The sequence below is a fragment of the Lysobacter soyae genome, from assembly GCF_019551435.1.
In the GTDB taxonomy this organism is placed as follows: Bacteria; Pseudomonadota; Gammaproteobacteria; order Xanthomonadales; family Xanthomonadaceae; genus Solilutibacter; species Solilutibacter soyae.
In genome coordinates this window covers 478,847-493,492 of the sequence record NZ_CP080544.1, presented here as the reverse complement: position 1 = coordinate 493,492, position 14,646 = coordinate 478,847, and the positions used below count along the sequence as shown (strand labels likewise).

The 14,646-nt window shown below is 59.6% G+C and carries 13 protein-coding genes; 5 read left to right on the top strand and 8 right to left on the bottom strand.

Annotated features, from left to right (window positions below):
• The 5 genes from hemW to H8L67_RS02255 all read left to right on the top strand — a co-directional run bounded on the left by hemW (nt 1) and on the right by H8L67_RS02255 (nt 5,767).
• Complete coding sequence (gene hemW, locus H8L67_RS02275) at nt 1–1,149, top strand: radical SAM family heme chaperone HemW (RefSeq protein WP_220380175.1); 1,149 nt, start codon at nt 1–3, stop codon at nt 1,147–1,149.
• Nucleotides 1,150–1,191: 42 nt separating this feature from the next.
• The gene (locus tag H8L67_RS02270; RefSeq protein WP_220380174.1) at nt 1,192–3,582 is read left to right on the top strand and encodes a DUF1631 family protein; all 2,391 of its coding nucleotides are present in this window, start codon (nt 1,192–1,194) and stop codon (nt 3,580–3,582) included.
• A complete protein-coding gene (locus H8L67_RS02265; protein WP_255556055.1) occupies nt 3,582–3,944 on the top strand; it encodes a PilZ domain-containing protein in 363 nt (120 codons plus the stop codon). Before H8L67_RS02270 ends, H8L67_RS02265 begins: the two co-directional genes overlap by 1 nt.
• Nucleotides 3,945–4,016: 72 nt before the next feature.
• Nucleotides 4,017–5,336 (top strand): Xaa-Pro dipeptidase, encoded by a 1,320-nt coding sequence (pepQ, locus tag H8L67_RS02260; RefSeq protein WP_220380172.1) that lies wholly within the window; start codon nt 4,017–4,019, stop codon nt 5,334–5,336.
• Between the two features lie 5 nt (nt 5,337–5,341).
• Nucleotides 5,342–5,767, top strand: coding sequence for a hypothetical protein (locus H8L67_RS02255; protein WP_220380171.1), 426 nt, complete (start codon nt 5,342–5,344; stop codon nt 5,765–5,767).
• 34 nt (nt 5,768–5,801) lie between these two features.
• On the opposite strand, the gene yedA is transcribed toward H8L67_RS02255, so the two are convergent.
• From yedA to mltB, 8 genes are all read right to left on the bottom strand, one after another.
• Nucleotides 5,802–6,698, bottom strand: coding sequence for a drug/metabolite exporter YedA (gene yedA / locus H8L67_RS02250; RefSeq protein ID WP_220380170.1), 897 nt, complete (start codon nt 6,696–6,698; stop codon nt 5,802–5,804).
• The gene (locus tag H8L67_RS02245) at nt 6,686–8,881 is read right to left on the bottom strand and encodes a carboxy terminal-processing peptidase (RefSeq protein WP_434063421.1); all 2,196 of its coding nucleotides are present in this window, start codon (nt 8,879–8,881) and stop codon (nt 6,686–6,688) included. The genes yedA and H8L67_RS02245 overlap by 13 nt, the downstream gene beginning before the upstream one ends.
• A gap of 153 nt (nt 8,882–9,034) precedes the next feature.
• Entirely contained in the window at nt 9,035–10,030 is a 996-nt protein-coding gene (gene lipA, locus H8L67_RS02240) for a lipoyl synthase (protein WP_220380169.1), read from the bottom strand.
• 7 nt (nt 10,031–10,037) lie between these two features.
• Nucleotides 10,038–10,748 (bottom strand): lipoyl(octanoyl) transferase LipB, encoded by a 711-nt coding sequence (gene lipB / locus H8L67_RS02235; protein WP_220380168.1) that lies wholly within the window; start codon nt 10,746–10,748, stop codon nt 10,038–10,040.
• Complete coding sequence (locus H8L67_RS02230) at nt 10,736–11,014, bottom strand: DUF493 family protein (RefSeq protein WP_220380167.1); 279 nt, start codon at nt 11,012–11,014, stop codon at nt 10,736–10,738. The genes lipB and H8L67_RS02230 overlap by 13 nt, the downstream gene beginning before the upstream one ends.
• Nucleotides 11,014–12,225, bottom strand: coding sequence for a D-alanyl-D-alanine carboxypeptidase family protein (locus H8L67_RS02225; protein ID WP_220380166.1), 1,212 nt, complete (start codon nt 12,223–12,225; stop codon nt 11,014–11,016). The genes H8L67_RS02230 and H8L67_RS02225 overlap by 1 nt, the downstream gene beginning before the upstream one ends.
• A 25-nt stretch (nt 12,226–12,250) precedes the next feature.
• Nucleotides 12,251–13,507, bottom strand: a complete 1,257-nt coding sequence (locus H8L67_RS02220) for a septal ring lytic transglycosylase RlpA family protein (RefSeq protein WP_255556009.1) — start codon at nt 13,505–13,507, stop codon at nt 12,251–12,253.
• Nucleotides 13,504–14,610, bottom strand: coding sequence for a lytic murein transglycosylase B (gene mltB / locus H8L67_RS02215; RefSeq protein WP_220380165.1), 1,107 nt, complete (start codon nt 14,608–14,610; stop codon nt 13,504–13,506). Before mltB ends, H8L67_RS02220 begins: the two co-directional genes overlap by 4 nt.
• Between the last annotated feature and the right edge of the window lie 36 nt (nt 14,611–14,646).

The window sequence follows — 14,646 nt, the reverse complement described above, 5'->3', positions numbered from 1 at the left end:
ATGCTCACGCCACCGCCCCTGTCGCTTTACGTCCACCTGCCTTGGTGTGTTCGGAAGTGCCCCTATTGCGATTTCAATTCGCATGGCACCAAAGGCGAAACGCCGTTCGCCGACTACATCGACGGTTTGATTCGCGACCTCGAGTTCGACTTGCCGCTGGTGTGGGGCCGGACCGTACAAACCATATTCTTCGGCGGCGGCACGCCGAGCTTGTTTGCGCCGGCGTTCATCGATGATTTTCTTCAGCGTGCGAGTGCGCGCATCCGCATCGCGCCGGAAGCCGAGGTCACGCTCGAGACCAATCCGGGCACGGTCGAACACGGCCCGTTCAAGGGTTACCTGGCCGCGGGCGTGAACCGCCTGAGTTTCGGTGTGCAAAGTTTTGACGACGGCTGTTTGCAGCGGCTCGGCCGGATTCACTCGAGCGGCGATGTCGAGCGCGCCATTGCCAGCGCCTGCGACGCCGGCTACGAGAATTTCAATATCGACCTCATGTGCGCCCTGCCCGACCAAGACGCCGCCATGGCCTGTCACGACGTCGAACGGGCGATGGCGTTCTCGCCGACACACCTCAGTCACTACGAGCTCACGCTCGAGCCCAACACCGCGTTCGCCGCGCGCCCGCCCGAAGGCCTGCCCTCGCACGACGATGCGGCAGACATCCAAGACGCCTGTCATGCGATGTTGCGGGCGGGCGGCTTCGAGCACTATGAAACGAGCGCGTTTGCAAAACCCGGCCAAGCTTGCCGGCACAACCTCAACTATTGGCAATTCGGTGATTACCTCGGCATCGGTGCCGGTGCGCACGCAAAGATCACCTCCGGTGCAGAGCAGCACGTCCTGCGCCGCTGGAAGCACAAACATCCCGCCATGTGGATGGCGCACGCGGGCAGCGCGGCCGCGATTGGTGGCGACGAGGTTCTGAAGGCGGATCGTTTGGCGTTTGATTTCATGCTCAACGCGCTTCGCCTGCAAGACGGCTTTCCGACCGCGCTGTTCACCAAACGGACCGGCCTGCCTTTGACCGCCATCGCCCCCGCCCTATCGAAGGCCGTCGACACAGGCTGGTTGTTAGCCGACGAGGCGCGGATCACTCCCACCCCGCTCGGGCGGCGGTTCCTGAACGACGTGCTCGGCTTGTTTATCTGAGGAGTGGACGCCGCGGCGTTTTTCCGACATACAATCGGATTCATGTCAAGCGAACCCAACGCACAGCCGCCAAAAACCCTCAATGCAGCGGGATTGCCGCCGCGGGTGCGAGACACACTTGAACAGACCCTGGTTTTGGTCAGGAAAGTGCTCGATGGCGCCGTTTTTCGCGCCGTTGAAAAATTCGAGTGGGATGTCACCAACGGTTCGCGCACCGATGAATGGATGCAAGATCGCGGCGACCACAATCTGCTGATCACGCATCGGACATCCCTGTTGCCGAATTACATTGCCGGGATCGAAGCGTCGCTCGCCGGCATCCGGCATGAGGCCGATCCTTTGCAGTTGAGAACGCGCGAGAATCGTTTCGAGCCCTCGACGAATTGGTCGCTTGAATCGCAGTCCGGTAAAGAGACGACGTTCGAAGAATCCACGTATGCCAACATCGTGCTGGCCTCGTCACAGCTGTCGGTGTACTTGCTCGGGATGCGCATGGGGGTTTTGGCCGGTATGCCGGCGATGGATCCTGAAACCGTGCCGCTGGGGCCGAAGGATCTGCTCGATCGTTTTTCCGATGCGATTCCCGAGACCTTCGGCACCGCGTTTACTGCACCGAAGTTGCTGGCGCGTTTTCACGAAGAGCTCGCACCGTTGTATCCGAGCTTCATCGAGCAAGTGAACGAGTTGTTGGGCGATGAAGGGATCCTGCCCGGTTTGACGCACATGCCGATCCGCAAGAAGGCATTTGCTGTGAACAATGAAGCGCCGCTTTCCGCGAGCCCGGCATGGAAGGCCGAAGGCGCGCTGCGCCAATCGGTTTTCGGTGCCGAAGGCCCTGCCTCTACGCGCAGCCGCGATCAGGACAGCGCAGTGGCTAGGAAAATGGCAGTGGCGGATTGGTTGTCGCAACCCGAGTTCGAAAGCTACCTGAGCCGCGCGATCGGTGGTACGGCAGGCCGCGACGCCGGAACCGACACGCCGGCGCATCCGCTGCGACGTGAAGCCGATTTCATGCGCATGCGCCAGCTGCTGGCTGCGCATCGCGCGGCGAAAGGCATGGACGCCATGTCACATGTTGCCCGACGTCAGGAAGACGAGCTGCCGCGACAAGCCGTGCACCGGGCGTTCGACAAAATCCAGGACCGCACCAAGGGCAGTGTCGAGAATCTGCGACAAGCCGGTATCAATTCCATCGAAGACCTGCGTGAACACTTGCTGGGTGAACTGCGTCACGAGCACGGTGATGAGAAGGGCCTGTCACGCGTAGATGCCGACATTCTCGATTTGTTCGGTCTTCTTTTCCAAGCTCTGTCGAGCGAAGTACGCAGCGGCTCGCCGATGTCAGCCATGCTCGATCGCCTGCAAGTACCGATGGCGCGCGCCGCACTCGACGACCAGAACTTCTTTGAGGCCGACGAACATCCCGGGCGAAAGGTTTTGGAACTCGTCGCAGATTCGGATGCGCGCATCGCGGGTGAAAGCGGGGTCGATCCGTTCTTTGAAAGTGCGGTGGAGAAAGCCGTTACCCGCATCGAGAACACCTATCGCGGCGAAGAAGAGATACTGAAATCGGTCAGTGACGAACTCGTCGAGGAGCAAAAGCAGCAAATCAAACGCGCTGAAGCTGCCGAGCACCGGCAGATCGAAGCGGCACGCGGCAAGGAGCGGCTGCTGATTGCCCGCCGCGAAACCCAGGCAGCCCTCAATAGCCTGATCGAAGGCATCGAACTTCCCGGCGCCTGCGAGAATCTGATTCGAACCGCGTGGCAGGACGCACTGTCGTTCGTCATGTTGCGCAGTGGCTCGGATTCCGAGGCTTGGACGCAACAGCGCGAAACCACCGAACGCATCATTGAAACCGTCACAGCCAACGACAAGCGCGAAGACAAGGCGCTGGAGATCACGGTGGCGAAGGGCTTACGTCGTGTCGGCTACCACGAGTCGGATGCCAATGCCGTTGCGGAGTTGCTGTCGCGTGGCCGTCTGGCGCCACGAAGTGAATTTTCTGCCTCGCCGACTGCGATTGCCGCGCGCATCGCCGGTCACGCACGCTTCGGCGAAGAAGGCGAAACCGCCGACAAGAACGCCGGCACGAAAGCGCCACGCACGACTGCGGAACAAAGCGCTTACGAGCTCTTGCGCGAAATGCCGGTTGGCACTTGGTACGACTTCGTGCTGAACCAGCAAGGCGACTTCGAGCGACGCCGCATGTCGTGGTACAGCTCGGTGTCGGACCGTGTCCTCCTGGTCAATCGTCGCGGGCAACGCATTGTGGATATGACGTTGGACGACATGGCCCGCCTCATGTCGGTCGGCCAAGTCCGGATCGCATTGCCGGATGACATTTCGATTTTCAACCGCGCAATGCGCGGCGTCAGCAGCGTGCTCGCAAATGTGCGCGGCACGCTGGCGGGCAAGAGGACAACTAAGTGATGCAATCCGAATATCGGGCGGCCCCGCGCCGCGATGTGGCACCGGGCACCGACGTGGTCGACACGATGACCGGTCACACCGTCGCGCAACTTCATGACCTTTCTTCCAACGGCCTGCGCATGTCCGGCAGCCAACTGTTAAAGCTCGAAGCCTTGTACCAATTGCGCTTTCGTCTGGACGAAGTCCACGGCGATGATGGCAAGCTCGGTTCCGCCATCGAGTGCGCCGCGCAAGTGCTCTGGGTTCGTGCGGACGGCGTCACCGGTTTGTATATCACGGGTTTGCGCATCATCTTGATGAATACCCAAGTCGTGGGTTCGATCGATGCGTGGGCAAAATGCAACCCGCAACGCGAACAATGAGCCGGATAACGACACCGGAGTAACGGTGTTTGGGGGAAAATAGCGCTCTCCCCCGCAGGATGGATCGAATTGATGTCGCCTGAATTGAAGTCGCTGTACCGTGAGCATTTGGCCGTCTTGGCCGACCGAGCCGACGCCGCTTTGGCGCGCGGCGAACTTGACCACTTGGTGATTCCCGCGGGCGTACTCAAGTACCAGTTGTTTGATGACCGCGACTACCCGTTTGCGGTCAACCCGCAATTCAAAGCCTGGCTGCCGGTCACGCAGGCGCCGGGCAGCTGGCTGGTGTATACGCCCGGCCACAAGCCGCGCCTGATTTTCCTGCAGCCGCGTGATTACTGGCATGTGGTGCCGGAAGCGCCGTCGGGCTATTGGGTCGAACATTTCGACATCGACATCATCCGGACCCCCGCTGAAGCGACCGCACTGCTGCCGAATTCAAATGCACGCTGTGCGGTACTGGGTGACGCCGACAGTGCCATCTGGCCGATGGTGCCCAACAATCCGGCGCCGGTGATCCAATACCTCGAATTCCACCGTGCCTACAAGACCGCGTATGAAATTGAAATGATGCGCGAGGCCACCCGAATGGCGGTGCGCGCGCATCGCGCAGCGGAACGCGCATTCCGTGCCGGCTCGAGTGAGTTCGGCATCCATTTGTCGTACTGCCAAGCCGCACGTCAGGATGTGGTGGATCTGCCCTATCGCAATATCGTGGCATTGAACGAGCACGCAGCGGTGCTGCATTACACCGGTTTGGATACCTTGCCGCCCAAGCCCTCGCGCAGTTTCCTGATTGACGCCGGTGCAAGTTTCAATGGCTATGCCAGCGACATCACCCGGACCTATGCAATGGAAGAAGGCCCTTTCGCGGATCTGATTCAAGCCATGGATCAGGTGCAGAGGAGTTTGTGCGGTAAGGTCCGTGCCGGAACCGACTACCGCGCCTTGCACCTGGATGCGCACCTGGCGATCGCGCAAGTGCTGCGCGACTTCGATCTGATTCACGTCGATCCCGAAGTGGCGGTTGAAACCGGCGTCAGCAATGCATTCTTTCCGCACGGCTTGGGACATGGCATCGGTCTGCAGGTTCACGATGTGGCCGGCTTCGCGGAGAGCGATCAGGGAGGTACGCGTGCGAGACCCGAAGGCCATCCGTATTTGCGGCTCACGCGTGATCTCGCGCCCGGCATGGTCGTGACGATCGAGCCAGGCCTCTATTTCATCGACATGTTGCTTGAAGAGCTCAAGGATCGCGGCCTGGGTCCGAGCGTGAATTGGGACACGGTTGCGGCGTTCCGCCCCTATGGCGGCATCCGCATTGAAGACGACGTGGTGTGTACCGACAACGACCCCTTGAATCTCACCCGAACTGTTTGGGAGGCGCAATGAATTCCATGATCATTCGTGCAATCGGATTTGCCGCGTTCGCGCCGGCATTGCTCATCTCGGGATGCGCCAAACAACCCGAAGTCACGATCAACAACGACGGCTGCTTGCATTACGCGAGCCAAGTCACGCTCAACGGCTTGGCCAAACGTCAGGAAGTGACGGCGCCCGGGAAAATGACGCGTGTCGCCTTGATGCTCAACCTCGACAAGCCGGTTTGTGTTTCGCCAGCGTCCAGCGCATCGTCAGCCACCTACACGCGCGTCAATGACCTCAAGCAAATCGAATTGGTGGCGCAAAGCGACATTACCGCCATGCACCAATTGAGCGGGTTTCGCGTCATCGCCAAGGGGTCGCTGACCAACATCAGCGGTGACGGCACGATTTCACCGGTCGGCCTGACGGTGATCCATATCAAGCCAGAGAATCAGTGAGGCCATATCCGTCGATGAACCGGCAGCGCCGCGACTATTTCGCGCGGCGCGCTTTGCCGACGGTCATTGCGACCACGCCCAACAAAATGATGCCCATCGGCAGCAAGTCGTTTGTGCCGAATTTTTCATTGGCAAGCAATGCACCAAGAATCACCGCGATCACCGGGTTGACGTAGGCATAGCTCCCTGCCAACGCGGGACGCACATGTTTCAGCAACCAGACGTAGGCTGAGAAACCGATGATGGACCCCATCACGATCAGGTAGGCGACGCTGCCCAAAGCTTTGTTCGACACTTCATGCGGCCAGCGTTCGCCCAACACCAAGGCAACCACGAGCATCAACAGACCACCCGCCAACATTTGGCCACCCGAAGTGACAAACGGCGTGGGCAAATCTTTGCCACGACTCCAGATCGAGCCGAACGACCAAGCCAACGATGCCAGGATCAGGGCAATCATGCCCGTCATCGAACCGCTCAGACTGCTGCCGGCATTGAGCCACAACACACCGATGAAGCCGATGGCGATTCCGATCCATTCCGGCTTGGAGGGATGCTCACCGCGCAATGCGGAAAAGATGCCCATCCAGATCGGTGCGGATGCAACGGCCACCGCCGTGAGTCCGGAGGAAACCGTTTGCTCGGCGACACAGACCAATCCGTTGCCGAACACGAGCAAAAGCAACCCCATGATCGAGACGTTGCGCCACTGCATGCGCGTCGGCATTTTCTCGCCGCGAAGGCGCAGGAAGATCAGCATCAACGCGCCGGCGATGACAAAGCGAACGCCCGCCATCAGAAACGGCGGCAATCCGCCTTCAAGCGCAAAGCGAATCGCCAAATAGGTGGAGCCCCAAATGAGATAGACGGCGATCAACGCCGTCCAAATCATGGATGTTCCCGGTGTTTTGGCGGGACTTATCTCACCCATAGCACCGGACTCTCCGCCTGCGGCAGGCTGCGCTTGAGCAAGGCCGGGTCACGGCCTAGATCATTGATGGCATCCACCAAAATGTTGGCAGACTCGCGCAGCAGCGGATCCGGTCGCTTGTCGGCCTGCTTTTCACGCTCGACTTGCTTCGCGACGTCACGCTCGTTCAACGACAGACCGTCATCGGCCGGGTCATCGGCCAACGGATCCAAAGCAAGACCCAAGCGTTTACGCGCTTCTTGACGCGATTTCACTTTCGCCTCGGCCGCGTCACGTTCCGCTTTGCGCTCTGCTTCGTTCAAAGAGATGTACTTGCGATCTTTGCGTTCCTTGTATTCGGCAAGATCTTCGAGCAGCCACTTGAACTCAGGGTCGGTCTGCACACGTACTTTGTGTTGGCCTTCCAACGTCGCGTTCAATGCAGTGAGATCGCCCACGCGCTCGAAGTCGCTGCTGTCGATCTTCGACCAGGGTAGTGCGTTGTCGTTGGTGCTTTCACCAAAATCCGATGCATCGACTGTGACCGGATAATGCACGTCCGGCGTCACGCCTTTGTTTTGCGTACTGCTGCCGCCCGGCAAGAAGAACTGGGCGATGGTCAACTTCAATTGACCGTAATTCGTGGCACCGCGTCCCGGCCAACGGTCGAGATCCATCAAATTTTGGACCGTGCCCTTGCCGTAGGTGGTTTCGCCGATGATGATGCCGCGCCCGTAATCCTTGATGGCGCCTGCCACGATTTCAGAGGCCGACGCCGTCGCACGGTTGATGACAATGGCCAACGGACCACGCCACATCACGCCGGGCGTGCGGTCTTGGTTGACCGTCACGCGGCCGCCGGATTCGCGCACTTGTACGACCGGGCCTTGATCAATGAAAAGACCGGTAATGCGAACGGCTTCACCCAAGGAGCCACCGCCGTTGTTACGGAAGTCGAGCACCACTCCGTCGATGTTTTGACCTTGGAAACCCTGCAACAAGCGCGCCACGTCACGCGATGACGAGGCAAACTCGCCGCCGCGGCGACGCCCTTCAAAATCTTCATAGAAGCTCGGCAGCTTGATCACGCCAATGCGCTTGGCCGGCTGACCATTTTGCGCGGGAACTTCGATGATCTCGGATTTCGCCGCGTCTTCAGTCAACTTCACGATGTCACGGGTCAACAAGACACGGTTCGGCTTGGACTCGATCGGCACGCCCGGCGGGACCAGATCCAAGCGGACCTTGGTGCCCTTGTCGCCTTTAATTTTTTCGACCACGTCGTCAATGCGCCAGCCGACTACATCTTCCATCGGCCCTTTTTCGCCCTGACCGACGGCGATTACGCGCATACCCGGCTGCACCAACTTGCTCAATGCGGCCGGCCCGCCCGGCACCAACTCACGCACGACGACGACATCATCGGGCTTGGTCAGCACCGCGCCGATGCCTTGCAGTTGCAATGACATTTGCTGATTGAAGCGTTCCGCCGTGCGCGGGTTCAAGTAGTCCGTATGCGGATCGATCGAGTTCGCGTAGGCATTCATCGCAATTTGGAAAATGTCTTCGGAACTGTATTCGCTGACCGCCTTTTCGATGTTGGCGTAACGCTTATCAAGCGTCTTGCGGATTTCGGCAGGCTGCTTGCCGGCCAGCTTCAAGCGCAGCCAGTCGTTGCGCACCGAATCGGTCCAGAGTTTATCGAGCTCGGCGTTCGAAGCAGCCCAAGGGGCTTTTTCACGGTCGAACTCAACCTTGTCGTGACCGGTGAAATCGAAAATGTTTTTGTTCAACAAAGCACGGGCAAATGCCGAACGCTCTTTCACGCGCGCGCGATACGTATCAAAGACAGCAAACGGCCGTTTGAAGTCACCGTTCTTGATGTCGTCATCGAGCTGGCTACGTTGTGCGTTGAAGTCCGCGACGTCTTGTGCGGTCAGGAACATTTTCCCGCCGTCCAATGCCTCGAGGTAGCGCTTGGCAATTTCAGCCGCCAGCGCATCATCCAACGGGCGCGGTCGGTAGGCATAGTTGCTATCGGACAACACGCCGTAAACGGTCTTCGCGGTTTCGCGTTGGTCGACATTTTGAACCAGCGCACCGGTGGGCTTGCGCGCGGCATCCTTCGCCTTGACCGGTGATGCCACCTGCGCCAACTGCATCGACGATGTCGCCTTCGAAGACGCGTCGTGATGCTGCGTCATCACCGCGGCGCCCAACACCAGCGGGACGGCCCAAATGCCGATCAATACACTACTGCGCTTCTTCATATTTCCTCGATGGCGACAACGCACGCTTTCATGTATTGACACACGAAAGCGCCGGAAGTTTCAAATGAATCGTAAGTGCCTGTTCAGTCAGGCCTTGTGAAGCTCGGCCGCCTGACGATCGGCGTGATAGCTGGAGCGAACCATGGGGCCCGAAGCAGTGTTGCTGAAGCCGAGCGCATTTCCGAAGGCCTCGAGCTCGGCAAATTCCTCCGGCGCCCAATAGCGCAGCACCGGGTGGTGCGCCGGCGACGGTTGGAGGTATTGGCCGATGGTGACCATATCGACATCGTGAGCGCGCAAGTCGCGCAAGGTTGTCTGAACCTGTTCCATTGTCTCACCGAGCCCCAGCATGATGCCGGACTTGGTGGCGATGTCAGGGTGCTGAGCCTTGAACGCTTGCAACAGACGCAAAGACCAGGCGTAGTCGGCGCCCGGACGGACGTTCTTGTACAGGTCGGGCACCGTTTCGATGTTGTGATTGAAAACATCCGGCGGCGCGGCGGCCATGATCTCCAAAGCGCGTTCCATACGCCCCTTGCCACGGAAATCGGGCGTCAGGATTTCAATCTTGATGTTGGGCGACAGCGCACGGGTTTCGCGGATGCAATCCACGAAGTGTTGGGCACCGCCATCACGGAGGTCGTCACGATCGACGCTGGTGATGACGACATATTTCAAACCCATGTCGGCGATGGTTTGCGCCAAACGCTTGGGCTCATCCGCATCCAGGGGCTTGGGGCGTCCATGGGCGACGTCGCAAAAACTGCAACGTCGCGTACAGACATCGCCCATGATCATGAACGTGGCCGTGCCATGACTGAAGCACTCATGGATGTTGGGGCAGCTGGCGTCCTCGCAAACGGTGACAAGCCGGTTTTCGCGCAACTTGTTTTTCAGAAGCTGCACAGAGTTGCCAGACGGAATGCGAACGCGGATCCACGACGGTTTTCTCAGCACCGGCGCATCGACGAACTGCACCGGCGAACGGCCGATCTTGTCTTGTGCGACCTGTTTGACGCCCGGTACCAAGCTGTCAGGACCGTCTTCGAGAACCGAGGGGATGATGCGGGTAGCGTTGCTCATACGGCTATTATCGCACCGCTTCACCCGGCGCGAACTGCGTTCTTGCCGCCTTCAACGCCACCAAATCCGGGGGCGGTGCGTCGCTCGGTTGCAGACCGAATTGCCGCGCCAATTCGCCCAGCAAGACCGGCGTGACATCCGCCATGCGGCTCGGGCCGCCCAAATCGAACATGGAGACCACCTCGAGGCCGACGTAGCCGCAGGGGTTGATACGCTGAAATGGCGAAAGGTCCATGGCGATATTGAAGGCCAATCCGTGGAAGGTACAGCCGTGCCGGACCCGAATACCCAGGGCGGCGACTTTCGCACCGTTCACGTAGACGCCCGGCGCGCCTTCGCGACGTGCGGCGCCGATGTTCCACTCCGCCAGCGTATCGATAATTGCCTGTTCGATCTTGCAGACGTAGTCACGCACACCGATGTCCAGACGCGGCAAATCCAACAAGGGATACACCACCAATTGACCGGGGCCGTGATAGGTCACCTGACCGCCCCGATCGACCTGGACGACCGGAATGTCCCCCGGCATCAAGACGTGCTCCGGTTTTCCGGCCTGACCCAGCGTAAACACCGGGTCGTGTTCAACGACCCAGAGTTCATCGACCGTGTCGCTGTCACGTTGATCCGTGAACCCTTGCATTGCCCGCCAGACCGGCTCGTAACTTTGCCTGCCGAGTTGTCTGACGAGAACCGGTCGAACTGTGTTCAGATCGTCCACTTCACTTCCGGATGATCGCGCAAGGCCGCATGGGCGGCATCGTATTGCGCACGTGTCTCGGCGCGAAAACTCAATTTCACCGAGACATACTTGCCGCCGCTCGAATCGCGGCTGGAAACGGTTTCATGCAACACCGCTATGCCTGCCCGTTCAAGCAGCAGGGGAATCTCGCTTTCGAGACCGGCATTCGCCGGCCCCATCGCAGTGATTTCAAACTCGCCCGGAAACTGGAAGCCATGTTCCGGATTATCGGACTGGATGCTCATCAGACAGACTTCCACCACAGCAGCAAGGAATGCCACAGGCGCTTGAAGAAACCGGCACGTTCAACCTCTTGCATCGCAACCAGCGGCGCTTCGGCCACTTGTTTGCCGTCAAGCATGACTTTGACTTTGCCCAGAACTTGACCCTTCTTGATCGGGCCTTCCAACATTTGCGGCATTTCCATGGTCGGTTTCAGCGAATCGTAACGACCGCGCGGCACCGAAATCACCAACGGTTCGGCGACGCCGATTTGAACGGTATCCGTGGCACCTTTCCAAACCTTTTGGGTGGTGATGGCTTTGCCGGGCTCATAGAGCTTGTGCGCTTCGAAGAAGCGGAAACCCCAATTCAACAAGGCTTGCGAATCGACGGCGCGTTGCACTTCACTGGTATCGCCAAGGACCACGCTGATCAGGCGCTGGTCGCCACGCAACGCCGACGCCATCAAGCAATAGCCTGCCGCGGAATGGTGACCGGTCTTGATGCCGTCGACCGAGGCATCACGCCACAACAGCAAGTTGCGGTTGGGCTGGGTTATCGGACCGACGGTGAACTCCTTGATCTTGTTGTACGAATACGCCTGCGGGTAGTCGTGGATCAACGCGCGGCCCAACAATGCCAAATCACGGGCACTGGAGATATGTCCCGGCGCACTCAGACCGGTGGCGTTTTCGAAATGCGAATTCTTCATGCCGATGCGCTGGGCATGGGCATTCATCAATTGCGCGAAGGCTTCTTCGCTACCGGCAACATGTTCGGCCAAGGCGATTGCCGCGTCGTTGCCGGACTGCACCACCATGCCCTTTTCCATTTGCTCCAACGGCGCGGTCTTATTGACTTCGAAACCGCTGTAACTGCCGTCGGTTCCGGCACCACCGGATTTCCAAGCATTCTCAGACATCATGACCTGGTCGGTCGCCTTCAATTTGCCTTTGGCAAGTTCGGCCGCGATGACGTAACTGGTCATCACCTTGGTGATGCTCGCCGGCTCCAGTTGCATGTCGATGTTTTCACCCGCCAACACTTGTCCGGTGGCGTAGTCCATCAACACCCAGGCTTTCGAGACCTTCGGCGCCGGCGCCGGCGGAATGGGCAAAGCCCCCGTGGCCACAGCAGACGGTGCTGCGGGCGTTGTCACCGGTGTGGACGCTTGCTGCGCTTGTGCAAGTCCGAGGCTCAGCGTGAGCGCGGCAGTCAATACAAGTTTGTTCATTGTTGTTGTGAGTTATCCGTTTGAGTTAGTCGCGAACACGCGTGGGTTGGCCGAAGCCCAAACCCGCAATGCTCGAAGAAAGTTTGGCAGCGTCTGTTTCCGGCACCGGTCCGACGCGCAGGCGCCAGACTTGTTTGCCGTTGACACTCGCGGCGACGAGTCGTGAATTGCGAATGCCGGCGGATTGCAAAACACCCAGTGCGTGTTGGGCGTTTTGTTGGCTGGCAAAACTCGCCACCTGAAACACGTGCGTGGATTGCCCCCACGACTGCGCGGTCGCGATGGGCGTTTGCGCCGCAACTTCCGGTGCCAACGCCTTCGACACCGCAGGCGGCGTCGCTTCCGGCACCGTCGTCACCGCCTTGTCAGGCGCACCCGGTTTGCCGGTGGCAATCCGCACCCGTCGCGCCGCAAGCCAGCGATCGAATTCATCTGCCGTCATGGGCCGACCCTCTTGGGTCATGTCGAAACGGTACTCCCCTTTCGCAGCTGACTTCGGGTCTTGCAAGGCGATACCTTGCGGCTTGTTGTCGGTCGCGATTTGTGCGGCCAGATCCTTGCGCGCGTCCGGATCATTTTGCGCGGCTTTCGCCTTGGCCAAAACCGCGCGGGTTTCATTGGCATCATCCGGCGACAAAGCCTCAACGCGGACGCGTGCGGTGCCTTGTTTTCGGTAGTCGAGCTTGACGGCCGCGGCGTAACTCAGATCAATGATGCGATTGGAATGAAACGGCCCGCGGTCGTTGACGCGCACCACCACCGACTTGCCATTGGCGAGATTGGTCACGCGCGCATAGCTCGGCAGCGGCAAACTTCTGTGTGCCGCAGTGAAGGCGTACATGTCATAGACATCACCGTTCGACGTGCGCCGGCCGTGGAATTTCTTGCCGTAATAGGAAGCATTGCCGGTTTCGTCGTATCCCTCGTGGTCGTCGAGCACGCGATAGCGTTTGCCGAGCACGGAATAGTCTTTGTTGCCGCTGCGGGATCGCGCTTCGTATTTGACCACCGGTTCCGGAATGGCATCCACATCCGGGATCTCATCCGGCACGGAATCTTTCTCGCCCGGCGCATACAAGCCGCCGGCCACGTAGTTGCCACGCTTGGAAGGATCTTCCTTGGCCGGCGCATACGGCGACACTTTGGCGACGGTCTTGGGTGCGGCATGACCGGCCGACTTGGCGGATGAACTCACGGATTTGGCGGCGGAAGTGTCGCTTTTTTTCGGCGCGGTACTACAGGCCGCCAACATCACCGCCGCACCGACCACAAGCCACCTCATGCGCCCGGTACCGGCGTGCCTGCGATTTCTTGCGACAACTGGTAAACCGCGGCAGCGTACATCGGTGATTTGTTGTACTTGGTGATGGCGACGAAATTGCGGAAGGCCATCCAGTACTCAGTCCCGTTCGCACCTTCAAAGGTGATGATGGTGGCCGGCTCGTCGGCCGGTACGTCCTGCAGCGGTCGCCAGCCCATCGATGCCAATGCCTGCTGCGAATACAGCTGATCGACAGTGTTTCCAGGGTTGAAGGCTTGCGCGTCGGGGCGCCGGTTGGCACGCACCATCACCGGACGTCCCGGCACCCATTGGCCGCGCCCGATGAAATAGTTGGCGATCGAAGGAATCACGTCATCCAGATCAGTGAGCAAATCACGCTTGCCGTCATTATCACCGTCCACCGCATATTGGCGATAACTCGACGGCATGAACTGACCCCAGCCCATCGCGCCGGCATAGCTGCCTTTCAACTGCGTGGCGTCCATATGGGATTCACCTTCCAGCGCAAACACCTGTGCAAGCTCATCGCGGAAGAACGCCTCGCGGGCGTTTTCGCGCGCGATTTTTTCAGGCAGATTGGTGCGCGGATAGCGGAATGCCAGGGTGTACAAGGCGTCGATGACACGGTACTTGCCCATGTTGCTGCCATAGCCCGTTTCAACACCGGTGATCGCCGTGATGATTTCCTTCGGCACGCCGTAGCGGGACTCGGCGCGCGACAACAATGCCGCGTTTTGGGTCATGAAGGCTTTGCCGCCCTCGATGCGCGAAGGCACGATGAAGATCGGACGGTAGTCCCGCCATTGCTTGGTGCCCTCGGCCGGCCGAGACATGGCGGTGATGATGCTGTCTTTGATTTCCGCACTCGCCAAGACCGATCGCACGCGATTGGCATCAACGCGATATTTGGCCGCGGTGTCGAGCGCAAAGGCTTCTTTGGCTGCGACCAGATCCGGCACCGGACCCGTCGGCGTGACCGCGCTCGGCGCGGGCTCTACGACCGGCGGCGCCGGCGGCAGTTCGGGTTTCGGCGGCGGGACTTTTTGTGTTGCACAGCTGGCCAACAAGGTGGCCGCACAGATCAGTAGGAGTCGTCGTGTCATTTTTCTCAGGGGGCTCACGGCGTAGGGACAATCAAA

Bases quoted from the DNA above. Each gene is read 5' to 3' on its own strand.
- H8L67_RS02270 (WP_220380174.1), top strand. From the start codon at position 1,192: ATGTCAAGCGAACCCAACGCACAGCCGCCAAAAACCCTCAATGCAGCG.
- yedA (WP_220380170.1), bottom strand. From the start codon at position 6,698: ATGGGTGAGATAAGTCCCGCCAAAACACCGGGAACATCCATGATTTGG.
- H8L67_RS02265 (WP_255556055.1), top strand. From the start codon at position 3,582: ATGCAATCCGAATATCGGGCGGCCCCGCGCCGCGATGTGGCACCGGGC.
- H8L67_RS02245 (WP_434063421.1), bottom strand. From the start codon at position 8,881: ATGACGCAGCATCACGACGCGTCTTCGAAGGCGACATCGTCGATGCAG.
- H8L67_RS02230 (WP_220380167.1), bottom strand. From the start codon at position 11,014: ATGAGCATCCAGTCCGATAATCCGGAACATGGCTTCCAGTTTCCGGGC.
- mltB (WP_220380165.1), bottom strand. From the start codon at position 14,610: ATGACACGACGACTCCTACTGATCTGTGCGGCCACCTTGTTGGCCAGC.
- hemW (WP_220380175.1), top strand. From the start codon at position 1: ATGCTCACGCCACCGCCCCTGTCGCTTTACGTCCACCTGCCTTGGTGT.
- pepQ (WP_220380172.1), top strand. From the start codon at position 4,017: ATGTCGCCTGAATTGAAGTCGCTGTACCGTGAGCATTTGGCCGTCTTG.
- H8L67_RS02220 (WP_255556009.1), bottom strand. From the start codon at position 13,507: ATGAGGTGGCTTGTGGTCGGTGCGGCGGTGATGTTGGCGGCCTGTAGT.
- H8L67_RS02255 (WP_220380171.1), top strand. From the start codon at position 5,342: ATGATCATTCGTGCAATCGGATTTGCCGCGTTCGCGCCGGCATTGCTC.
- H8L67_RS02225 (WP_220380166.1), bottom strand. From the start codon at position 12,225: ATGAACAAACTTGTATTGACTGCCGCGCTCACGCTGAGCCTCGGACTT.
- lipA (WP_220380169.1), bottom strand. From the start codon at position 10,030: ATGAGCAACGCTACCCGCATCATCCCCTCGGTTCTCGAAGACGGTCCT.